General features: G+C 54.5%; 19 protein-coding genes and 2 tRNA genes. 10 read left to right on the top strand and 11 right to left on the bottom strand.

Features of this window, described 5'->3' with window-relative positions:
- Nucleotides 1-220 precede the first annotated feature (220 nt).
- Nucleotides 221-1288 (bottom strand): LLM class flavin-dependent oxidoreductase, encoded by a 1068-nt coding sequence (locus EYQ49_06155; GenBank protein ID HIG25456.1) that lies wholly within the window; start codon nt 1286-1288, stop codon nt 221-223.
- A gap of 45 nt (nt 1289-1333) precedes the next feature.
- Between EYQ49_06155 and EYQ49_06150 the strand changes: the two genes are divergently transcribed.
- Together EYQ49_06150 and EYQ49_06145 are read left to right on the top strand one after the other, a co-directional pair.
- Complete coding sequence (locus EYQ49_06150; protein HIG25455.1) at nt 1334-2356, top strand: Gfo/Idh/MocA family oxidoreductase; 1023 nt, start codon at nt 1334-1336, stop codon at nt 2354-2356.
- Nucleotides 2295-3308, top strand: a complete 1014-nt coding sequence (locus EYQ49_06145; GenBank protein ID HIG25454.1) for an aldo/keto reductase — start codon at nt 2295-2297, stop codon at nt 3306-3308. Before EYQ49_06150 ends, EYQ49_06145 begins: the two co-directional genes overlap by 62 nt.
- A gap of 123 nt (nt 3309-3431) precedes the next feature.
- On the opposite strand, the gene EYQ49_06140 is transcribed toward EYQ49_06145, so the two are convergent.
- The 4 genes from EYQ49_06140 to EYQ49_06125 form a co-directional block, all read right to left on the bottom strand.
- Nucleotides 3432-3767 carry a hypothetical protein gene (locus EYQ49_06140; protein HIG25453.1) on the bottom strand — a complete coding sequence of 112 codons (336 nt, stop codon included), beginning with the start codon at nt 3765-3767 and terminating at the stop codon, nt 3432-3434.
- A 36-nt stretch (nt 3768-3803) separates the two neighbouring features.
- Nucleotides 3804-3879: transfer RNA gene (locus EYQ49_06135), tRNA-Met, on the bottom strand.
- A gap of 48 nt (nt 3880-3927) precedes the next feature.
- Nucleotides 3928-4557 (bottom strand): TlpA family protein disulfide reductase, encoded by a 630-nt coding sequence (locus EYQ49_06130; GenBank protein HIG25452.1) that lies wholly within the window; start codon nt 4555-4557, stop codon nt 3928-3930.
- Nucleotides 4554-5105, bottom strand: coding sequence for a disulfide bond formation protein B (locus EYQ49_06125; GenBank protein ID HIG25451.1), 552 nt, complete (start codon nt 5103-5105; stop codon nt 4554-4556). Before EYQ49_06125 ends, EYQ49_06130 begins: the two co-directional genes overlap by 4 nt.
- A gap of 69 nt (nt 5106-5174) precedes the next feature.
- On the opposite strand from EYQ49_06125, the gene EYQ49_06120 reads away from it, so the two are divergent.
- Nucleotides 5175-7163 carry a hypothetical protein gene (locus tag EYQ49_06120; protein ID HIG25450.1) on the top strand — a complete coding sequence of 663 codons (1989 nt, stop codon included), beginning with the start codon at nt 5175-5177 and terminating at the stop codon, nt 7161-7163.
- A 70-nt stretch (nt 7164-7233) separates the two neighbouring features.
- Here EYQ49_06120 and EYQ49_06115 read toward each other — a convergent pair.
- Nucleotides 7234-7309: transfer RNA gene (locus EYQ49_06115), tRNA-Asn, on the bottom strand.
- Between the two features lie 156 nt (nt 7310-7465).
- Here EYQ49_06115 and EYQ49_06110 point away from each other — a divergent pair.
- Nucleotides 7466-7984 carry a hypothetical protein gene (locus EYQ49_06110; GenBank protein ID HIG25449.1) on the top strand — a complete coding sequence of 173 codons (519 nt, stop codon included), beginning with the start codon at nt 7466-7468 and terminating at the stop codon, nt 7982-7984.
- A gap of 50 nt (nt 7985-8034) precedes the next feature.
- Nucleotides 8035-9201 carry a glycosyltransferase gene (locus EYQ49_06105; GenBank protein HIG25448.1) on the top strand — a complete coding sequence of 389 codons (1167 nt, stop codon included), beginning with the start codon at nt 8035-8037 and terminating at the stop codon, nt 9199-9201.
- On the opposite strand, the gene EYQ49_06100 is transcribed toward EYQ49_06105, so the two are convergent.
- Together EYQ49_06100 and EYQ49_06095 are read right to left on the bottom strand one after the other, a co-directional pair.
- Nucleotides 9198-10436, bottom strand: a complete 1239-nt coding sequence (locus EYQ49_06100; protein HIG25447.1) for a sigma-70 family RNA polymerase sigma factor — start codon at nt 10434-10436, stop codon at nt 9198-9200. The two genes, EYQ49_06105 and EYQ49_06100, sit on opposite strands and share 4 nt — an antisense overlap.
- A complete protein-coding gene (locus EYQ49_06095) occupies nt 10429-12189 on the bottom strand; it encodes a DNA primase (protein ID HIG25446.1) in 1761 nt (586 codons plus the stop codon). Before EYQ49_06095 ends, EYQ49_06100 begins: the two co-directional genes overlap by 8 nt.
- A gap of 147 nt (nt 12190-12336) precedes the next feature.
- Here EYQ49_06095 and EYQ49_06090 point away from each other — a divergent pair, with 147 nt between their 5' ends.
- The gene (locus tag EYQ49_06090) at nt 12337-14610 is read left to right on the top strand and encodes an aconitate hydratase (protein HIG25445.1); all 2274 of its coding nucleotides are present in this window, start codon (nt 12337-12339) and stop codon (nt 14608-14610) included.
- Here the strand turns inward: EYQ49_06090 and EYQ49_06085 are convergent.
- On the bottom strand, nt 14607-14810 hold the full coding sequence (locus EYQ49_06085) for a hypothetical protein (GenBank protein ID HIG25444.1): 204 nt from the start codon (nt 14808-14810) through the stop codon (nt 14607-14609). The two genes, EYQ49_06090 and EYQ49_06085, sit on opposite strands and share 4 nt — an antisense overlap.
- A 376-nt stretch (nt 14811-15186) precedes the next feature.
- On the opposite strand from EYQ49_06085, the gene EYQ49_06080 reads away from it, so the two are divergent.
- Together EYQ49_06080 and EYQ49_06075 are read left to right on the top strand one after the other, a co-directional pair.
- Nucleotides 15187-16815, top strand: a complete 1629-nt coding sequence (locus EYQ49_06080; protein HIG25443.1) for an amidohydrolase — start codon at nt 15187-15189, stop codon at nt 16813-16815.
- Nucleotides 16773-17711: a GTP-binding protein gene (locus tag EYQ49_06075; GenBank protein HIG25442.1), complete on the top strand. Its 939-nt coding sequence runs from the start codon at nt 16773-16775 to the stop codon at nt 17709-17711. Before EYQ49_06080 ends, EYQ49_06075 begins: the two co-directional genes overlap by 43 nt.
- On the opposite strand, the gene EYQ49_06070 is transcribed toward EYQ49_06075, so the two are convergent.
- The gene (locus EYQ49_06070; protein HIG25441.1) at nt 17695-18138 is read right to left on the bottom strand and encodes a ribonuclease HI; all 444 of its coding nucleotides are present in this window, start codon (nt 18136-18138) and stop codon (nt 17695-17697) included. The two genes, EYQ49_06075 and EYQ49_06070, sit on opposite strands and share 17 nt — an antisense overlap.
- An 84-nt stretch (nt 18139-18222) precedes the next feature.
- Between EYQ49_06070 and aceE the strand changes: the two genes are divergently transcribed.
- Nucleotides 18223-20970, top strand: coding sequence for a pyruvate dehydrogenase (acetyl-transferring), homodimeric type (aceE, locus tag EYQ49_06065; protein HIG25440.1), 2748 nt, complete (start codon nt 18223-18225; stop codon nt 20968-20970).
- A complete protein-coding gene (locus tag EYQ49_06060) occupies nt 20967-21551 on the top strand; it encodes a Fe-S cluster assembly protein HesB (protein ID HIG25439.1) in 585 nt (194 codons plus the stop codon). Before aceE ends, EYQ49_06060 begins: the two co-directional genes overlap by 4 nt.
- Here the strand turns inward: EYQ49_06060 and EYQ49_06055 are convergent.
- Nucleotides 21548-22498 carry a GDP-L-fucose synthase gene (locus EYQ49_06055; GenBank protein HIG25438.1) on the bottom strand — a complete coding sequence of 317 codons (951 nt, stop codon included), beginning with the start codon at nt 22496-22498 and terminating at the stop codon, nt 21548-21550. The two genes, EYQ49_06060 and EYQ49_06055, sit on opposite strands and share 4 nt — an antisense overlap.
- Between the last annotated feature and the right edge of the window lie 3 nt (nt 22499-22501).

The following is a 22501-nucleotide window of genomic DNA, read 5'->3' as shown; positions in this document are numbered from 1 at the left end:
TATGCCACAGGGACGAGAAGAACTCTTAGAGCCTGACGCTAGTTAGCATCAACGCCCGTTTAGTGCGGCCGAAACGGCCTAAGTAAGAAAATAAAGCCACCGATACGTTATGGCGCATTACTCCTACATGATCCTTTACGGATCGCTACAAGTTCAAAAAATCTAATCATTCATATAAAGGAGTTTCCCATTATTTTTTCACCCATCTATTACCAGCCTACTAAGAGTTCCCTGAGTCCTCTTCACTCACCGTCTTAACAACATCAACGATTTGTCCGAGACTGTCTAAACGTTCTTGCTGATTCGCGCCTTCGGGTTGCACTCTTAGCACCGTGATTCCTGCGTCTCTATATGCTCGAACACGTTCTGTTACCTGTTCTTTGGTACCTAAGAAATTTGTTTGTAGAACTAACTCATCGGGCACTGCCGCAGTTGCTTCTTCTCGCTTTTTTTCAATCCAAAGTTTCTGCACATGTCTAGCTTCTTCTTCGAATCCTGCTCGACGATAGGCGTCGTTGTAGAAGTTAGTTGTCGGGGATCCCATGGCTCCTAATGTGAAAGCTACTCCTGGGCGTCGTGGGGCAATTAATGCTTCAAGGTCTTCGCCGAATTGGACCGCTCCCCCTGCTTGATATTCGACACTATGTGGTTTTCGGTTGGCTTCGCGTGCTGCTTGTTGGATATGTCCGAGTGTGGCTTCTGCTCCACTGGGTACAAATGATGTCCCAACCCAACCATCAGCAGTTTCTCCGGTGTACGCAAGAGACTTAGGTCCAAGTGTGGCGAGCCATATCGGAATATTTTCATTTGGCCGTTGAGCTAAGCGTAAAGATTTTCCTTGCCCTCCGGGGAGAGGGAGTTCATGATGTGTCCCTTGATAGGAGATCTTTTCCCCGGCGAAAGCTTGTCGAATAATATCAACAGTTTCTTTCAATCGAGATAACGGTTTTGAGAAGGGAACCCCGTGAAGACCTTCAACTACTTGAGGTCCGCTAACCCCTAAACCAAGAATAAAGCGATCATCACTGATGGATGCAAGAGACAAAGCGGTCATGGCGGTCATTGCGGGAGCCCGAGCAGAGATTTGTAGAATTCCTGTTCCTAGTTTCACTTTCTTTGTTACTGCCGCAAGGTAAGCCAAGGTTGTTACGCCGTCCATGCCCCAGGCTTCTGCGCTCCAGATAATATCGACACCCATCTGTTCTGCTTCGAGAAGGAACTCGACTTGAGTATCCCAATCGCGTTTTGATCCTGATGCCGGCCCGCCATATCCGATTGCTACCTTCATTTTTCTTCTTTCCGTCAGAACGCTTACTTTACTTTTTTTAAGAGCATGCCTCAAATAGACATTTTCTTTCTCTTCGGTAATGCTGTGTGGATGCGCTGGGGAATAGTAGGTCATGGATCAATTGCTAAAACTTTTATGGAAGCTGCTCGAGGGATTGGGCACTCTATAGAAATGGTTGTAGGCAGAGATTCAGGTCGTATAGAAGATTTTTGTAGTTCTTATGATGTGCCAGAAGGTTCAACTGACCTTCTGGCATTAGTAAGCGCGGTGGATGCTGCTTATATTGCTGTCCCTCATAGTGGGCATTGTTCTTCTACTGTCCCCTTATTAGAAGCTTCAGTTCCGGTGTTGTGCGAAAAGCCTCTTGCAGTAAATGAGTCCGAGGTTTCCAAAATGATTCGATCCGCGGAGAGCACGCAAACTTTTTTAATGGAAGCAATGTGGACACGACATTTACCTGTTTATGAAAAAGTTTTATCATGGATCAACGAAGGAAAAATCGGGGAAGTCGTTCTTGTCGAAGCATCATTTGGTTTCAACGCTCCCTATGTTCCAGAAAGCCGATTATGGAACCCTGATCTAGCAGGAGGAAGTCTGCTTGACGTCGGTATTTACACATTGACTTTGGCTGACCTTATTTATGGATCTCCGCCCGAAGAATTCTCTGCTAAAGCTGATCTTTCCTCTAAAGGAATAGATACACATCTTGGGATAGTTGCTAAATACCCCAACGGTGGGCTTGCCCGTCTTGGTTCAGCGATAAATGCTGCTCTTGGATTCTCAGGTCGGGTAATCGGTTCCGAGGGAATGATTGAAATACCATTTTTTTGGCAAGCCGAAAAAGCTGTCCTTACATCTAACTCTTTGTCAGAAGATATTTCTATTCCTCATGACGTCAACGGGTTCGAATACCAAATAAGAGAAGTTCAGAGATGTTTGGAATCTGGAGCAGTTGAAAGCGATGTGGTTCCTTGGAGTTGGTCTCTTTCGATGTCGCGTTTAATGGATGAAATCCGTTCCGAAATCGGCGTTATTTACCCTGCAGATAAGGAGTCTGAAAATGGATAAAAAAATGATAGACGGTGTCCCTCTTCCCGTACCTTCCGTGATTCAAGGAGCCACCCCGCTCTTTGGTCAGACTCTGGTTGAAGAACCTCATCGCCTACTTGATGACGTTTTCTCGGCGGGTATCAACGCTTTTGACAGTGGACTTACTTACGCAGACGAGAACGGGTCATGTGATGAGCGGCTCGGGAAGTGGGTGACTACACGAGGAGTTCGTGATGACGTCACAATCATCGGTAAAGGCTGTCATCCTGGGCCTCCGGACTGGTCTGCTTCTCGGGTGCTGCCAGAAAATGTTTCTAAAGACATATCTATTTCTTGTAACCGTATGGGAGTTGACCAGATTGATCTTTGGCTTTTTCACCGAGATGACGAAAGCGTTCCTGTTCCTGAACTTGTTGATGCTGTATCTCTTGAAGTCTCGAAAGGAACCATTTGTGCTTGGGGTGTCTCAAACTGGTCTTTTACCCGGCTTGAAGAAGCAGTGAACTACGTTCAAGAAAACGACCTAACTCCCCCTTCTGCAACAAGTCCTCATTTCTCACTTGTTGATCAGATTGACGCTCCTTGGCCTGGTGTAACAACAATTACCGGTGGCAACCATTCAGATGAGCGAGACTGGTTTGCACAAAACCAAATGCCTGTGCTGGCTTGGTCCTCTTTAGCTAGCGGGTTTTTAACTTCTTCTTATGATCCGAATCTTTCAACTTTTTCTGAAACAGTTCGTTGTTACGGTTCTACCGAGAATATGAATCGACGGGAACGTGCAATAAGCCTCGCTGCGGAAAAAGGATGCGGCCTTGAACAGGTTTCTGTGGCCTACATTCTTGCGGCACCATTTCCTACTTTCGCTACCTGTGCGGCCCGAACACTCAGCGAAGCAGAAAAAAATGTAGAGGCAAGCGGAATAGTGCTTACCAGCGATGAATATTCTTGGCTTCAAGGAAGTCAGTGATTAGAGACCACCTCCATATTGCGTTATCTCTTTTCTCTCTGCTCCCCCTACTCTTCTGAGGAGGTGACCCATAAGGCGAAAGCCTGGGAGAACCCTCAACAAGTTGTTCTAAGGCTGGTCCCGCTAGCAGCAGCCGCCGTTTAGTGTGCCCAGAGAAAAGTAAAGGAAAATACCGATGATCCAAAGTGATATCGGGTTGCCGATAAGAAGAGTCGTCGTGGCCAAACTTCTTCCTCGCAAATGAGGATTTTTTTTCGTGCGAATTAAACCCCAAATGCCGCACACCCCTCCAGGGAAGTAAAAGATTAGAAAGGCTACAAATAGACTCGGTGGCCCGCTGTCAGTCATCGGGAGGAGCGCGGAACAAAAGGCTAAAAGCACCAACACCAACGAAGCCACAGAAACCTTGTCAAATTCTTTCTGCCCTGCTACGGACTCCTGTGTTTCAAAGCTTTCCATACTGCATTATCTCATCGGAGCAAAAAAAGTCAAGATTGGTGGGCCGGGCGGGGATCGAACCCGCGACCGAGCGATTATGAGTCGCCTGCTCTAACCACTGAGCTACCGGCCCACCGGCATTCTGGCAGGCTCAGCGCAAAACCCACGCCCTAAAGAAAAATTACCCTCGAGCAGCTGCTTCCAACAACCGTTCCCACACTGGGATACCGATCTCACCGCTCACCCGAGCAACCACCTTTCCATCCGCACCAACCAACACGAAAAATGGGTAACTGCTCAAACCAAACGCATCAGCCACACCCATAGCCTCTGAATCCACCAACACCTGAGCAGTCCACCCCACCTCACGAAACCACGCCGAAGGCGGATAATTGGGGGCACCATCGTTTACCGCGGTAGACACCGCCACCACCGTAACACCCGCTGGTGGATCGTTAAACATCATCCACTCGCTTATCCCCGGCAATTCTCGTTGGCAATGCGGGCACCAGTGAGCAAAAAAACCGAGAACATAAGCGGTGCCCTCGCCCGAAGCAATAGTCACCTCTTCACCAGTAAACGACACCCCAGTGATCGAGGGGGCGGCCATACCCACTGCCTCGTCGCCCAGTTCGTTTACGAAACTCGGCAAGTTTTCGCCCACCACCTGCACCGGAGCCACTTCAACAGTCGGCACGGTCTCTTCCACCGGTGCATCCTCGCCCGAGAACCACACCACCATTAAGGCCAACAACACTACGCCAACAATCACGAACAATAGGTTTTTATTTTTTGCTGGTGCAGCACTCATGCCGCCTCCTTAGTGGTTGAGAACTTGTAATCGAGAATCATCAAAGCGCTAATAGCGCTAAACCCGCAAAAGGCCATAAAGGGAATGGAGATAAAGCCAAATGTTTCCACCCACCGAAAAGCACACGACGCCCCCTCAGAACACGAAGAACCTTGCTCGGGAAAAGCCTGCAACTGATAGTGATAAACCGATGTGCCGGCCCCCATAAGAGCAAACGGTAATACCAGCCATGCCAAACCATTAATGCGCCGCCACACCCCAACCGCCAAAATAATCACTAAGGGGTACATAGCGATGCGCTGCCACCAACACAACAAACAAGGCGTGTAGTTAGCAACTTCAGAAAAGTACAGACTGCCCGCCATTGATGACGCAGCGACCACCAAAGCCAAAGACCGCGCTTGTGGAGCCAAAATAGCTTGAAGTGGTCGTCCCAAAGAGGCCAGCACCAACACCACCCCACCAAGCGCCGCAAGAGCCAAAAGGGAAAGAAAAAGAGAAACCTGATCAACAGTCATCAACGCCGACGGTACCACCAGCAAAGCCACTTAAAGCACGCTTTCTTCCGTGGAACAGGCGACAATCATCTCCACCACATAGGGGCTACCGTAAGCGAAATGAATGCAAAAAAGTTTTCCCTGCTAAGCGGCTTACTGCTGTTCACCTTTGCTTGCAGCAGCCAAGACACCACCCAGCCTCCTGAGCCACCTGTATCTTCAACCACCGCTCTCAGCACAAGCACAACCCAACCCCCGACACCCTCCGAACCGCCCACCGGAGACATTGTGGTAACCCTCGACCTTGACAACCCCGGCCCACCCTTCGGTGACCTGTTTCGCTCACTCAACCTTGATGCTGGTAAGCAAATGAATGACGCCGAAGACTACAACCGCATTGAACGCCTCATGTGCCCCGACCCGGCAGACTGCACACCCGGCCCGCTGAGGTTTTGGGACAAAGTAGCCTTCTCTCGGTTCTCGCTAGAACAAGCCATCACCAACCACGATGTTTTGCAAGAACTCCACGACCGCGGTTTTCCCATTTACTGGTCCATGATGGGCGTGCCCGCTTTCTTGCACAGCAGTTGTACCGGTTGCACCGTCGGGGAAGGCGACGATTCTGCCCACCTTCTCCGCGAGTTGGAAGTCTCCGCCTCAGACCCCAGAAACCCAGTTGGCCTAGACATTGACTGTGCCTGCGACGACGAAACCTGGTGGGCCGGGCCACCTACGCTGGATACCGTTGCGGGAATTTCTTGGCTCGACTATGTAAAAGAAACAACCGCTCAACTGCTCACCATCTTTGACTCCGAAGCACCCAACCTTCAGATCGGCATCTGGAACGAACCCGACCAAATCTGGTGGGAAGAAAACCAAAATCAATTCGTCACTATGTGGTGCGCCACTGCCCAAGCCGTACGCCAAGTAGTGGGCGACCAAAGCGACATCCTCATCGGCGGACCTGATGTCTCCTCATGGGCCCACAGCATTGGAAACACCGACACTCCCCTCCTTCAAGCCATCCAAGCAACCTGCGGCGATGACCCTCCCTACGACTTTTTGACCTACCATCACTACTCCGAACCCGGAAAGTTCCTCTTCGAAAATAGTGTAGAAACCGTGCGCTCCTGGGGCAGCGAGCCTGACCTCCCCATCAGTATTGGAGAATACGCCTCCTCCCTTGGTCACGGCGCCGAGGCCACCACACCTTGCGACCAAAGCGTTATAGCCACCAAAGACGGAGAAGTGCCAATTGCCACCGGCCTAGACACTTCCGCGGTGCTTTGCGACCACCGAGGAGCCGTGGAAGACGTTGCTATGGCCGCCACCATGGCCGCCCAAGACCATGACCGGCTCTACCGCTTTGAAATATGGGACTGGGGCACCGTAGACATGGTCAACTCCCGCATGGGGCTACTCACCATCAACAACCTTCCAAAACCGACCGCCACCTCATTTTGGATGCTGTCTCACTTACAAGGAAATCAAATAGCGGTCATCAACCAACTCGACGGCCCCTTCCCCTACCACCTGATCGCCTCGATGGAAGGAGACAAATTAGCAATCGTGGTAGCCGGACAAAACCGAACGGTGGCCGAGCAATTCGCCCGAGGACTACTAGCGCAAGGGTACGAATTTGCTCGAGAGGTAGCACCCGCCTTGACCGGCTGCCCAGCATTCCAGTTCGAAGACGAAGAAGCAGCCATTAGTGCCATGGCTATTGCCGGCACCACCGTTGAACAAATAATGGCCGACTGCCCAGCAATCGATCCAATTCTTGCTGAAGCCCTCGTTGAAGCATTGGCCTATGCCGCACCTCGGGTCGGCCATGTAGGTGAATCGTTCAACCTCAGCATCGATGTTCCAAACGCTTACACCACAGCCACCCGCCACCGCATAGACGCTTACCGCAACACCTACGCCGAGGCCTACCGGCGCTGGCCCAACCAAGAATTTGCCGACGAAACTTTCGACTTTCGAGCCGCCGAAGAAGAACTCTGGAAATATATGACCACGCCGCTTGACCAACTCCAAACCAGCAACGGGCAATTCACCATCGAAGTACGGCCCGACTCCACAACCTTGCTGCAAAGTGAAACTCAGTAAATAATCCGACTATTCCGCCACAACAAACGGTAAATAAGAAAACCCCAGGCTTTCGCCTGGGGCCTTCAAGTGGCTCCGGGGGTGGGGATCGAACCCACGACCTGCGGATTAACAGTCCGACGCTCTGCCAGCTGAGCTACCCCGGAATAACCTGTGAGAGGATAACAGGACGGTTCCCACACGCATCACGCCGGACAGTAGAATTCCTCAATGGCCAGTATTGACTTAAAAAAATTTACCAAGACCACTACCGAGCCACCGGAAAAGCCGCCCTTGTAGAGGTGCCTTTACGCCCCCATCTCATGATTGATGGGCAGGGCAACCCCAACACCAGCGATAGTTACTTAGCCGCCATCACCACCCTCTACCCGCTGGCCTACGGTTTTCGTAAAGAAATAAAAGACACCACCGGCACCGCCTACACCGTGCTTCCCCTCGAAGCCCTTTGGTGGGCCGACAACATGAACGCCTTTGTCGAGAGTGACCATGACCAATGGAAATGGACCCTCATGATTTGCCTTCCGCAAGAAGCCACTGCTCAAATGGCTGCCCAACTCATTCCAGCAATCAACAATAAAAAACAACTACCCGCCGGACACAAAGTGCGCTTCGAATTTTTCGGCGACGGCCCGGCTGCCCAAATACTTCACCAGGGGCCCTACCACGAAGAAGGCCCCACCATCGCCCGACTCCATGACTTCATCGCCGAACAAGGGCTTGAACGCACCGGCCTTCACCACGAAATATATCTTTCCGACCCCCGACGAGTAGCCCCCGAAAAAATTCGGACCATCCTTCGACAACCGGTCAACAAACCTTAACCACCAGGACCAAACCAAGCCTCAAGCCATTCCACGGCTAGATTCATCATATGGCCACTATCCCTGTTACTAATGTTGCCGGCATCTCGCCGCAACACATCGCCCCAGAGAGCGACCCGGCCATAACCCTGAGTCTGGTCATCCCCACCTACAACGAAGCCGGCAACATCGCCACCCTGATTCGCTCCCTCCACCAACAACTCACCCAAGCGCAAATCAGCCACGAACTCATCGTGGTAGACGACAACAGCCCCGACGGCACCAGTGACGTAGTAACCCAACTAACCACCGAAATACCCACCCTACGGCTCATCCACCGCAACGACGAAAACGGCCTCGCCACCGCCGTGATCTGCGGATGGCACCACGCCCACGGGGCGCTACTCGGCGTCATCGACGGCGACGGCCAACACCCACCCGACACGCTCCCCAAACTCGTGGCCTCGCTTACCGGCCCAGCCGACATTGCCGTAGCCAGCCGACACCTCCCCGGCGGGGGCGTACCCACCTGGTCAGCCAGCAGACGGCTACTTTCCCAAGGCGCCCAAACCCTCGGATCCTTACTGCTCCCCGGCACCGTTGGTCAAGTCACCGACCCCATGAGCGGCTACTTCGTAGTAAAACGCCAAGCCATCGCCGGATGCGACCTGCAACCCGTGGGCTACAAAATCTTGCTCGAAGTACTCGCCCGCGGCGACATACACCAAGTGGTAGAAACGCCCTACTACTTCCTTGAACGAGAAACTGGCAGCTCAAAAGTAAAAGCCACCCACTACCTCGACTACCTGCGCCACCTTCTGCGCCTACGAGTGCAGCCTCTACGCAGCCAGGCCCTCGGCCGCTACCTCATGGTGTCGCTCATGGCTCTACTGCTTGACGGGGCCATCTTTTTCTGGCTCTTTGACACCCTGGGGTGGAACCTCACCCGCTCCGCTTTAATCGCTGGAGAAGCCGGCATTTTGTTCACCATCGCCTTGCTTGACCTTTGGACATTTGCCGGGCGCCCCGCCAGGACCTCCCTCGACCGTTACCGACGGCTCATCGGTGTACAACTCGCCCACGGAATCCTGCTCATCGGCCGCCTCGTGCTAATCAACACCCTCATCGCCTGGGCAAACCTCGACCCGCTCACCGTGTTTTTCTCCCTGCTGATCGGCACCGCACCCGCAGGACACCTCTTAGGATCACGCCTCAGTTGGCGACCCACCCGAAACTAATTGTCTTCTATATAGTCACGAAGATTTTGCGACCGCAACGGATGCCGCAACTTAGCCAAAGTACGGGTCTCGATCTGACGCACCCGTTCCCGCGTGACCTTAAAATGCTTCGCTACTTCCTCCAACGTTTTCGGATTCCCCCCGTCTAAGCCAAAACGCATATGCACCACTTCTTTTTCACGGTCATCCAAACCATCGAGAGCCGTCACCACCTCTTCGCCCAACATTTGTCGAGCCGCCGCAATATCTGGCCCATCAGCATCCTCATCGGCCAACACATCAGACAAGGTCATCTCGCCCTCCGCCCCCATCGGCATATCCAACGACAAAGTACGTTGGCTGTAATCTAGCCGCAGCAACTCTTCTGCCTTAGCCGGATCCACCGCCGCCCGGTCAGCAATCTCCGCCACCGTTGGTTTGCGTTCCAACTCTTGCGTCAAATCTCGCTGCGCACGAATCACCCGATTCATCGCATCAACCATGTGCACCGGAATACGAATAGTGCGGGCCTGATCAGCCAAAGCACGATTCACCCCTTGGCGAATCCACCACGTCGCGTAAGTAGAAAACTTAAAACCCATAGTGGCATCAAACTTCTCTACCGCCCGCATTAAACCCATGTTGCCTTCTTGGACCAAATCCAACAGCGGCAAACCTCGCCCCGCATGTCGCTTAGCCACCGAAACAACCAAACGTAAATTAGCGCGTGTCATACGGTCACGGGCCTGGTCCCCCCGGCGCTGACAACGCCGCAAACGCGAAAGTTCCGCCCGGTCAAGGTCACCCAACGCATCAGCAGCCGCCAAAGCAGTCAACGTAGATTCCGCCGCCAAACCCTCTTGCAGCGCCGTGGCCAACGACACCTCTTCTTCCCTAGTGAGCAAATCTACTTCGTTAATTTCTTGCAAATACTGTCGTGTGGAATCCGCACTCTCGCGGCCCTTACCCTTAGACCGTTGCCCCTTAATTTTTTTACTTTTTTTCCGCGGCGGCTTCTTTAATTTTGGTGCCGCCCCCTCAACGTCATCCGATAAATCAACCACCGCATCGTTAAGCACAATCCCTTCGTTTTTCAACGTCATCGTCACCTCAGCCACCAACTCAGGGGTCAACTCAGCGTCTCGCAACACTTCGAGCACCTCATCAAGGTTCAACTCTCCGCTGGACTGCCCATGACGAATCAGACGCACAAACTCAAACGGCGAAACACTTTCCCAATGCGGCGTCTCACTCATCGGTGACGCCAATACCAAACCACTGCAACACCGGAGCCAAAGCAGCCATATCGTTTGGCACCTCGCGTAGCTCAATCGCCTGTCTACGCAAATACGTGATATCAGGCAACAAAGAAGCCATATCGGCGCCCCGGCGAACCTCACCCTCCAACATGATGGCCGCCTGAACAGCTGCCAAAGCAAGCAACCGGCACACCACCCCCACCGGGTTGTCATCTGTAGCATCATCAACCGCCACCTGGCTCAACACATCAGCCGCCTCCCCCTCAAGAGCCGCACGAGCCTCATGCAAATCCTCATGCTCGGCCAACGCTTCATAAGCCAGTCGCATGGTCGGGTCAGCAAACAACACCGGCGACAAAAACGCCGTAACCTCCGACGGCCGATGCATCAACAAACGCAAAGCCTGTCGCTCCGTAGTGACCTGTCGAGTTATTGCCGTCACCGGCGAATCGGCCCGCGGCGTCTTCGTTGCCGGCTTGTTTTCCATACGGCGACGCAACTGCCCCGCATCTAATCCGCATTGATCGGCAATAGAAACCAAGTACTGGTCACGCACCAACGCATTCGGATGCTCAGCCACCAACCCCACCGCTGCCTCCCCCGCTCGGGCACGCCCCTCCACCGTAGAAAGATCACCCCGAGCCAACGCTCGATCAATGCGAAAAGCCAAGAAAGGTTTCGCATGCTCAACCGCCCGCCGCAACCCCGCCGGATCATTACGTGCCATATCACCCGGATCAGAACCCTCCGGCAAATCAACCACCGCGAATTGCAAACCAAATTCTTCTTCCCACGCATACACCCTTTCGGCAGCAGCCTGGCCCGCACCGTCAGCGTCATAAGCCAACACCACCCGAGAAGCAAACAACTTGAGTTTGCGAGCATGATCCGGAGTCATGGCCGTACCGCAAGTGGCGACCGCCCGCTCTATACCTGCCAAATGAAAACCAATAACATCGGTATAGCCCTCGCACACAATAATTTCGTCGAGTTTCCCGGCTTCGGTTTTTGCCCAATTCAGCCCATACAACACCCGGCTTTTGGCGTACACCTTGGCGGCATCAGAAGTGTTCTTATATTTCGGACCCTCACCGTCGGGCAACTTACGGCCCCCGAAACCCACCGCATCCCCCCGCTCATCAAAAATTGGGAAAACAATACGTTCACGAAAAAAATCGTATTTGGTGCCCCGTTTACTCAACCCACCCAAACCAGCATCTTGCATATCATCAGCAGAAATATTTAGATGCTTAGCCAGATTATCCCAACCCTCCGGAGCCCAACCCAACGAAAACTGGCGAGCCACCTCACCGTCGTAGCCCCGCTCTCGCAAGTAATCTCGCGCCGCCCGTCCATCAGGATGGCGCAAAAGACGATCATGATAAAAATCAACAGCTTTTTGCACCGACTCCAACAACTCTTTACGACGGCCCCGCTTCTGCGTTTCGTTCTTGTCGGTGTAGCGCAAAGGAATATTGGCCCGACTGGCCAAATACTCCACCGAACCCGCAAAATCTAAGTGCTCCATCTGGCGCACAAAATCAATAACGTCGCCGCTGGTTTGGCAACCAAAACAGTAATACAAACCTTTTTCATGGTTAACCGAAAATGAAGGCGACTTCTCCCCATGAAACGGGCACAACCCCATCCACTGGCGACCATTTTTCTTCAACTGGGTGTGCTGGGTAATAAGTTGCACGATGTCGGTTTGGTCCCGCACCCTTTTTACGTCCTCGTCAACAATGCCCATAGGGGGTCAACTTAGCAGCGGACTTCGCCTTGCGCCGGAGGCGGGCGACCGGCTTTTATATTGCTACCCTTAACGACGAACGCCGCGAGCCAAAGAAGTTTCGCCGCACCGCCCTTCACCCCCTCTAAGACAAGCGAGTAGCCCCTCATGGCCGTTGAATCTTCCACCCCTATCAAATTAGTAAACCAGGTGTACGCCACCCTTGAAAAACGTTTAGCCGCAGGCCGGCAACGTTTCGGCCGATCACTCACCCTGGCCGAAAAAATACTCATCAACCACCTCGACGACCCAGCCGCCGAACTCGAACGAGGAATCTCCTACGTAGACATGCGCCCCGACCGGGTCGCCATGCAAGACGCCACCGCACAAATGGCGTGGCTGCAGTTCATGACCGCTGGCCTCGACGAAGTACAAGTCCCCACCACCACGCACTGCGATCACCTCATCCAAGCCAAAGTAGAAAGCAACGCCGACCTACTCACCGCCGTTGAAAGTAACGCCGAGGTCTACGACTTCTTACAATCCGTGTGCGCCCGCTACGGAGCCGGCTTCTGGAAACCCGGTTCCGGCATAATCCACCAAGTAGTACTCGAACAATACGCTTTCCCCGGCGGCATGATGATCGGCACCGACAGCCACACCCCTAACGCCGGCGGCCTCGGCATGGTGGCCATCGGAGTCGGCGGCGCCGACGCCGTGGATGTCATGACTGGTTTTGCTTGGAACGTCAAATGGCCCAAACTGATCGGCATCCATTTGACCGGCCAACTCAACGGTTGGGCCGCTCCCAAAGATGTCATCCTAAAAGTAGCCGACATCCTCACCGTAAAAGGCGGCACCGGCGCCATAGTCGAATACTTCGGCCCCGGCGCACGCAGCCTCTCGGCCACCGGCAAAGCCACCATTTGCAACATGGGCGCAGAAATCGGAGCCACCACCTCACTTTTTGCTTACGACGACGCCGTCGGCCGCTACCTCAGCGCCACCGGCCGCCAAGACATCGCACAAGCCGCTGATGCCGTGGCCCAACACCTTCGAGCCGACGACGAAGTTGAAGCCAACCCCGGCGACTACTTTGACGAAGTCATCGAAATTGACCTCAACACCTTGTCGCCCCACATCAACGGCCCCCACACCCCCGACTTGGCCCGTCCAGTAGCCGACCTGGGCGCCGAAGCCGAAGCCAACGGTTGGCCCCTCGAGGTAAGCGCCGGATTAATCGGTTCATGCACCAACTCTTCTTACGAAGACATCACCCGGGCCGCATCCATCGCCCGCGATGCCACCGCCAAAGGCCTCACCGCCAAAATCCCGTTGCTGATCACCCCCGGGTCTGAACAGGTGCGAGCCACCATTGAGCGAGACGGCCTACTGGCCGACTTCGAAGCGCTGGGCGCCACCGTGCTAGCCAACGCTTGCGGGCCTTGCATCGGCCAATGGGACCGCCAAGATATGGACGACGGCGTACCCAACTCCATCGTGACCAGCTACAACCGCAACTTCCCTAAACGCAACGACGGTTACGCCTCCACCCACGCTTTCGTAACCTCACCAGAAACGGTCATCGCTTTAACCCTGGCCGGGCGTTTGGACTTCGACCCAGCCACCGACACCTTGACCAACGCCGACGGCCAAGAAGTGCGCCTCACCGTTGGGGCAGGCGAAGAACTACCGGCCGACGGTTTCGACCCCGGCGCAGACACCTTTGTAGCCCCGCCCGCTGATGGTTCAGACATAAACGTGGTGGTCTCCCCCACCAGCGACCGACTGCAATTATTGACCCCATTTGCTGCCTGGGACGGACAAGACTTTACCGACATGCCGGTATTGCTTAAAGCCCAAGGCAAATGCACCACCGACCACATTTCGATGGCCGGCCCGTGGCTCACCTACCGCGGCCACTTAGAAAACATCTCCGGCAACGTCTACATGGGAGCCGTTAACGCCTTCAACGGCGAAGTAGGCACCGGCCTTGACGTAACCGACGGGCAGCACCGCACCTACCCAGAGATTGCCCGGCGCTACCACGAAGCAAACATCTCGTGGATCGCCATTGGTGACGAAAACATGGGCGAAGGGTCCTCTCGGGAACACGCCGCCATGGAACCCCGGTTCCGCGGCGCCAAAGTTGTGTTAGCTCGCTCTTTCGCTCGCATCCACGAAACCAACTTGAAAAAACAAGGCGTGCTGGCCTTAACCTTTGCTAACCCCGCTGACTACGACTTGATTGGTGAAAACGACCGGATTGGCGTAACGGGCTTAGCCGACCTCGCCCCTGGGAATCCAGTGAACATGACCATCAACCATGCCGATGGGTCAAGTAGCGACATCGAAACCAAGCACACCTTTTCTGAAGATCAGTTGGATTGGTTTCGCGCCGGCAGCGCCTTAAACCTGATCCGCCAACGAACCGCAGGCTAAACCTTGCGCAACTGGTAACCCCGGTTGCGAGCTTCGGCCAAGGTGTCGGGACCAAAGCACAAAAACGTTTCGGCCGACATCAACTCGTCGAGGACAATACTCATGACTTCTTCATCAATGACTTCATCAAGGTCATAAACCTGCTGGGTTCGTTTGTCACCCAAAAACCGTTGATGACTAAATACTGTTGGTCGATCCATAAACCGAGACTAGTGGAGCAAAGAGCCCGGGACGCGACACGGGAGCACACCGGTTTGATGCACTCCCGTTGTCTTAAATTTTAGAACTTTCTGGAGTTCCTAAATTGGCCAATAACGTCAGGGAGGACCAGAACTGACGGCCGTTTTAGGGGTGGATGGCGGGTAATCGCCAGATGGTCCAGGGCCGTCTAGCGGCCGTCCACCTCCGAAGCCCTACAAGGTTTGCTACTAATTTGGACCACCTCCTTTCCTCGGTACTCCCACCTTAATACCCCAACCCGTTCCCATCAGCCATTTAACTCAGTGACTTGGTGTCAGACACCATGTCACTGGGGCAAGTTGGGGTGGATTGGTTTTGACATCTAGAGTCACTGGTATGCCCAAAACAGTCATTTACCCAGCGGCCGCTATTTACACTATGGATCCGTCACGGCCCACCGCTCAAGCAGTGGCGGTTCGTGATGGGCGTTTTTTGGCCATCGGGTCCCTTGATGAACTCAGCGTTCTTGACGACTACACCGTTGACAACACCTTTGCCAACCACACCCTCTTACCCGGTTTCGTAGAGGCCCACAGTCATAGTTTTGCCGGCGGACTCTGGACACACACCTACTGCGGTTTCTTTGACCAAACCGATCCTCAAGGTAAAACCTGGACCGGTTGCAAAAACATTGAAGATGTACTCAAGCGACTCCGCCAGGCCGAGGCCGCTCTTGTTGATCCCAACGAGCCTCTTCTGGCTTGGGGGGTCGATCCCATTTACTTTGATGGAGAACACCTGGCCGGCAGCCACCTCGACCAAGTCTCAACCCACCGAGAAATTCTTGTCATGCATGCCAGCCTGCACATAGCCACCGTAAACAATGCTCTCATGACCGCCCAAGACATCACTCCCGACACCACCATGGAAGGCGTTCCCAAAGATGAGGCAGGATGGCCCATTGGCGAACTTCAAGAACCAGCCGCCATGTCTTTAGCCGGAAAACCCTTTCGCTCCTTTTGGGGGCGCCTCCGGGCAGAGCACGCCATACAAGGTTTTGGTCAACTCGCCAATCAAGCCGGCATCACCACCCTTACCGACCTTGGTAATCACACCTCAACTGACCCCGCCACCATTGCCCAATGGCAAAAAATCGTTAACGACCCTCGATTCCCCGCCCGAGTCACCATCTTCAATATGCTCAACCCCGCTACCGGCCCCCAAGCGGTGGCCGACACCCGCCAAAAGTCCAGCGACAAACTCCGCTTTGGGCACGTCAAAATGGTTTTAGACGGTTCCATACAGGGCTACACCGCCCGCCTCAACTGGCCCGGTTATCTAAACGACCGCCCCAACGGCCTGTGGTTGGTGCCCCCCGAACAAGTCACCGACCTGCTGCGCCCCTACCATGAAGCCGGCCTCTTAATTCATGTGCATTGCAACGGCGATCAGGCCGTCGACGTGTTCCTCAACAGCGTGGAAGAACTCCTGAGCGAAACCCCTCGCTTTGACCACCGCTACACCGTGCAACACTGCCAACTGACCACTCCGGCTCAATATAAACGAATCAAAAATCTTGGCATGTGCGCCAACGTTTTCTCCAATCACACTTGGTACTGGGGCGATCAACACGTCACCTCCACCGTGGGCCCCGACCGCGCCGCCCGCATGAACAGCGCCCGCACCGCCCTCGACCTTGGCGTGCCACTCTCCATGCACTGCGATGCCCCGGTCACCCCCTTGGGGTCGCTGCACGTAGCTTGGGCCGCCGTGAACCGCACGACCTCCAGCGGCCAAACTCTTGGCCCTAAAGAACGCATCACCATGCACGAAGCGCTCCACGCCATCACCACCGGGGCTGCCTACCAGCTCAAAATGGATCACGAAATTGGCTCTATCGCCCCGGGAAAGTTTGCCGACTTGGCTGTACTGGAAGCCGATCCCTTCGTGGAGGACCCCATGGAATTACGCAATATCGGCGTATGGGGCACCATGTTGGGCGGAAAAACTTTCCCCGCCACATAAACATGAACCAACCTCCACTACCGCTCACCGTCATTGGCGGTTATCTCGGAGCCGGAAAAACCACCCTCATAAATCAACTGTTGACCGACTCTCAAAGCGAGCGTCTCGCTTTACTCATCAACGACTTTGGCGAGGTAAATATTGACCAAAGCCTTATCGCCAGCCACGACGGTGACACCATAAGCCTGACCAACGGGTGCATTTGCTGTTCGCTGGCCGATGGATTCGCTTCGGCCCTTGACACCGTCAATCAAAATGCTCACCGTCTCGACCGAGTCATTATTGAAGTCTCCGGCGTTGGCCAACCCGCCAAAGTAGCCCTCTGGGGTCAGTCCCCTGGCTTTTATGCCGACGGAGTCGTTGTTCTGGTCAATGGGCAAAACATCATGCAGCGAGCTGAAGACCCCTACGTCGGCGAAACCGTTTTGACGCAAATCCTAGGAGCAGACCTTTTGTTGCTCACCCACACCGACCTTATGAAAGCCCCCCAAGTTGCCGAAGTAACTCAATGGTTAGCGACCAAACACCAGGCCCCAGTTTTAGAGTCTCCCGTGGCTCCGGCCATTCTCTATGGCCTACCTCCAACAGGTGCCGACACCGACCTTGCACCCGTGGACTTCCTCACCGCCTCCGTAGTCGTAAACGAACCCCTTGAGCAAAGCACGTTAGAACTGTGGGCCAAAACTCGCCCCGGTGGGGTCATCCGGGCTAAAGGCCTCGTAAAAATTTCTGACCACCCCGAAAACCAAACCGATGTGCAACTCTTTGGTCCTCGCCTGGTGCTGCGACCGCACCCCAGCGAACAAACCCTCAACACCATGGTGGCCATTGCCCGCCCCGGAACCCCACGGGCTGCTTTAGTCAAATGGTTAAACCAACTTAGCCCTGCAAATTGATTTGACGCTGGCCAGCCTCTACCGCCAAACGGTCAGCTTCATCATTCCAACGATCACCCGAATGCCCTTTAACCCATTCAAAATCCACATCACCCCGAGCCACATAAAGGTCAATCAGCGGTTTCCACAAATCTTGATTCGCCACCGGTTTTTTTTGACTATTCACCCAGCCACGCCGCTGCCATCCACGCCACCAATTGTCACGAAAACAATGCACCACATAAGTTGAGTCGCTGACAATAAGCAACGGACCATCCAAGGCCCGCAGCGCTTCCAAAGTGGCCCGCAACTCCATGCGCTGGTTGGTAGTGCCGGGGTCAAAACCTGCAGCGAAAGCACCGCCGGGGATAACCCACGCCCAACCCCCGGGCCCCGGGTTTCCTGAACATGCTCCATCGGTGTACGCCACCGTGCGGATTTCTTCCATAGCCTCCGACCCTACAAGGTGCGGCAAACCACCTCGGGTTTTTCTTTCCTCGCTAAACACGTTTGAATCTGGCATGATCAAAGAATGATCGATGGATTCACCAATCAACTCCCCGACAACGATCCAGAAGAAACCGGCGAATGGCTCGATTCTTTTGATTCTCTAGTAGATCGCTCAGGCCGACGCCGGGCCCGCTTCATGCTGGCCAAACTGATGGAACGAGCAGGAACCCTCAACGTAGGCAACGCTCCCCCCACCTGGACGCCCTACATCAACACTATTTCTGCTTCCGACCAGCCATGGTTTCCCGGCGACGAAGAGCTTGAACGCCGCATCCGCTCTTTTGTACGCTGGAATGCCGCCGCCATGGTAATCAACGCCAACAAAACAGCCGACGGCATTGGCGGGCACCTCTCAACCTTTGCTTCCTCCGCTTCGCTCTATGAAGTGGGATTCAACTGGTTTTTCCGTGGCAAAGACGACGGCCAACCCGGCGACCACGTTTACTTTCAAGGGCACGCCGCCCCCGGGGTTTATGCCCGAGCATTTTTAGAACGTCGCCTTGAGGAAGAACACCTCAATCGATTCCGCTTGGAAGTAAAAAGCGGCGGCCTCTCGAGTTACCCCCACCCTCGGCTTATGCCAGATTTTTGGGAATACCCAACGGTTTCTATGGGGCTCGGACCCATCAACTCCATTTACCATGCCCGTTTCAACAAATACATAACTGATCGGCGTCTTGACGACACCTCGGCCAGTCGGATATTTTCGTTTTTAGGCGACGGCGAATGCGACGAACCAGAAACTTTAGGCGCTATTTCTTTAGCCGGACGATCAAAACTGGGCAACCTTATTTGGATCGTCAACTGCAACCTGCAACGCCTCGACGGGCCAGTACGCGGCAACGGAAAAATCATTCAAGAACTCGAAGGCGTTTTTCGGGGCGCCGGTTGGAACGTCATCAAAGTTCTCTGGGGTTCCGTTTGGGACGGAATCATCCAAAACGACACCGACGGAGTGCTCCTCAACAAGTTCAACACCACCGTGGATGGCGAATACCAGCGCCTCGCCATTGAACCCGCCAGTTACGTTCGAGAAAACTTTTTCGGCCCCGACCCTCGCCTCGGTGAACTTGTCAGCCACCTCACCGACAAAGAAATAGAAGACCTGCCTCGCGGCGGCCACGATTATCAAAAACTTTTCGCCGCTTACAAAGCGGCCACCGAAGAAAATGATGCCCCCACCGTAATTTTGGCCAAAACCGTTAAGGGTTGGACCTTGGGCGAAGGTCTTGAAGCACGTAACGCCACCCACCAGATCAAAAAAATGACCAAAGAGCAACTATTGGCTCTTCGGGAACGTTTGCAACTGACCGAAGATATTCCCGAAGCACTCCTGGAAGGCGACCGAGCCCCTTACCTGCGGCCCAGCGAAGATAGCGACGAATACCAGTACATGATGCAACGGCGCCGGGCTTTAGGCGGCTCCATCCCGAAGCGACGCATTCGCGAACGCCGCCCCCTAACCCTGCCCGATCCATCAGTTTTTGATGGCCTCACCAAAGGATCACAGGGCCGCCCGGTCTCAACCACCATGGCCTTAACCAACTTGTTGCGTGACCTCATGCGGGACAAAGAATTTGGGCCCCGAGTAGTGCCCATCGTGCCCGACGAGGCCCGTACTTTCGGCATGGACTCGTTGTTTCGAGAGTTCGGAATTTACGCCCCCTTTGGCCAACTCTACGAACCCATCGATCACGAACTTTTACTGTCCTACCGAGAAGACACCGACGGGCAACTACTCGAAGAAGGCATCACCGAAGCCGGTTCGCTATCGAGTTTTATTGCCGCCGGCACCAGTTACGCCAACCTCGGGGTACCCATGGTCCCTTTCTTTACTTTTTATTCCATGTTTGGCTTTCAACGCGTGGGCGACCTGATTTGGTCGGCGGCCGACGCACGCACCCGAGGTTTTCTACTAGGCGCCACCGCCGGACGCACCACCTTGGCCGGCGAAGGCCTCCAACACCAGGACGGCCACAGTTTGGTGCTGGCCACCACTGTGCCCCCCTGCCAGGCCTACGACCCAGCTTTCGCCTACGAGTTAGGGGCCATCATCGACGACGGCCTGCAACGCATGTACGGCCACGCCGACCCGCTCAAAAACGAAGACATTTTCTACTACCTCACCCTCTACAACGAGCCCTACGAAATGCCGGCCCGCCCCGACAACATTGCCAAAACCGACATCGTTAACGGCATTTACCGTTGGGCCGACGGGCCAGAATGCTCCCACCAAGCAGGCATCATGTTTTCTGGTTCCGCCCACCAAGCAGCCCGAGATGCCGCCGCCGAACTGGCCACCCGATGGGACGTGAGTTGCGACCTGTGGAGCGTGACCTCTTACAAACGTTTACGCGAACAAGCCCAAGAAATAGACCGCCTAAACCGTTTACACCCCGAAGACTCCCCTCAAGAACCCCTCGTTACGCAAGTCCTCAACGACGGGCAAGGGCCCTTAGTGGCGGTCTCCGACTTTCAACAATTAGTAGCCGATCAGGTTTCTCGCTGGGTACCGCGCCCCTTTACCGTGTTAGGTACCGATGGTTTTGGCCGCAGCGACACCCGAGAAGCCCTCCGACGTTTCTTCGAAGTCGACATGGCCCACGTGGTAGTAGCCGTGCTTCATGCCCTCGCCACCGCCGGAGAAATCCCCTTAGAAACCGTCAACGAAGCTATTGCTCTTTACGGCATCGACCCGGAGTCTCCCGACCCGGGCCGCCACGACACCGTCCCAGCCACCGGGCACGGCGTAGGAAGATCCACCTCATGAACGCATTCCCCCACGGCACCCTGGCCATCACCGGCGACCCCGAAGCCGACCGTTTGCTCAACAGCAACGCTCTCGCCCTGTTGGTCGGCATGTTGTTAGACCAACAAGTCCCCATGGAATGGGCATTTCGCGGGCCCGCCACTTTGCAAGAACGCCTCACCGGTTTCGACGCCCAAGCCATTGCCGACTACGAGCCAGAAGCTTTTGTCACCCTGTGCTGCCAAAAACCTGCCATACATCGTTTTCCGGCTTCCATGGGACGGCGCATCCAAGACCTCTGCCAACACTTGGTAGACCACTACCACGGCGACCCGAGCGAACTCTGGCAAAACGTCGACGGGCAAGAACTCGCTAAGCGTTTACGGGCTCTCCCCGGTTACGGCGAAGAAAAAACCAAAATCTTTATTGCGCTGTTAGCCAAGCGTATGGGTGTCCCTACCGAAGGTTGGCAAAAATATGCCGGAGCCTTCGCAGACGAAGTGCCTCGCTCAGTTGCCGACATTGACGGCCCTGAAGCACTGGCCACGGTGCGCCAATGGAAAAAAGCCCAAAAGGCCGCTAAAAAATCTAAACAGGACTAAAGCCGAGCCGTACCCTCGGCCACCGCTTGCAAAAACCAGGCGTAAGTGTTTGCTAAACCGTCAGCCAACTCGGTTTTAGCCGTCCACCCCAGCTTGGTAAGTTTGCTCACCTCTAAAACTTTGCGTGGGGTGCCGTCGGGTTTCGTGGTGTCGTAAGTGATTTCGGCTTCGGGATGCACCAAATCTCGCACCTGCCGCGCCAAAGCCGCAATGGAACCATCAATCCCGGTGCCCACGTTGACATGACCGGCCTCGGAATAATTATCCATCAAAAATAAGCAAGCGTCGGCTAAATCGTCTACGTGTAAAAACTCTCGACAAGCCGAACCGGTTCCCCAAATCTGCACTTCGTTGACGCCGGCCTCTTTGGCTTCGTGAAAACGCCGGATAAGCGCCGGCAACACATGGCCGCCCTCCAAATCAAAATTGTCGCCCGGCCCATACAAGTTGGTGGGCATCGCCGAAATAAAGTCACAGCCGTACTGGCGGCGGTAGCTTTCGCACAGTTTGATTCCGGCAATTTTCGCCAAGGCGTAACCCTCGTTGGTGGGCTCTAACGGCCCCGATAACAAAGCCTCTTCAGCAATGGGCTGCTCGGCTAGCCGAGGGTAGATACAAGAACTCCCTAGGTAAAGCAGTTTGTCTACTTTGTTTTGGTAACTGGCGTGAACCACCGTGCCGTGAATCATCAAATTGTCGTAAAGAAAATCGGCTGGGCGGCTGCTGTTAGCGCCAATGCCTCCCACCGTGCCGGCCACCAAAAACACGTACTGCGGCTGATGCTCGGCAAACCAGGCATCCACCGCCGACTGGTCGCGTAAGTCAAGTTCTTGCCGTGAAGCGGTCAACAAGTTAGTGAACCCCTCGGCGATCAAACGGCGCATAACCGCCGAACCAACCAAACCACGGTGACCGGTAACGAACACTGGTGCGTGACGATCAAGCATGAG

Source organism: Acidimicrobiia bacterium (assembly GCA_012959995.1).
In the GTDB taxonomy this organism is placed as follows: domain Bacteria; phylum Actinomycetota; class Acidimicrobiia; order Acidimicrobiales; family MedAcidi-G1; genus MedAcidi-G2B.
The sequence above is the reverse complement of the archived record's forward strand: the minus strand, read 5'-3'. Positions and strand labels throughout refer to the sequence as shown.